The sequence below is a fragment of the Gardnerella sp. C0684A1 genome, from assembly GCF_055326835.1.
Window position 1 is genome coordinate 1 of record NZ_JBLTSX010000033.1, and the last position, 266, is coordinate 266.

Consider the following 266-nt stretch of genomic DNA (forward strand, 5'->3'; position numbering starts at 1 on the left):
CTCTTCGTCATATCGGGCGAGGTCTAATGTAGCAAAGAAGCCCGGGCTATTTGGGTTGTATGCGCCGGAGAGCTTTATTTCCTGGCGCCAAAGGGTGACATGCCTGAAGGCGGGATCAATCGTCACCCTGTTGTACGGGCAGATGCCGGAACCCTTCCCCTGATGAAACTCCAATTGCAGTTTGTTTCGCGCATCCTGGCTGCCGGTCGCAACCTGCCCGGTGGCAGGTTGCGACCATCCCGATATAGCGGCCAGCAGGCATGTGA

Annotated in this window: 1 protein-coding gene; it reads right to left on the bottom strand. The window is 57.1% G+C overall.

Annotated features, from left to right (window positions below):
- The coding region (locus ACNEUN_RS06260) for a hypothetical protein (RefSeq protein WP_463631574.1) at positions 1 to 266 on the bottom strand (266 nt) is incomplete at both ends.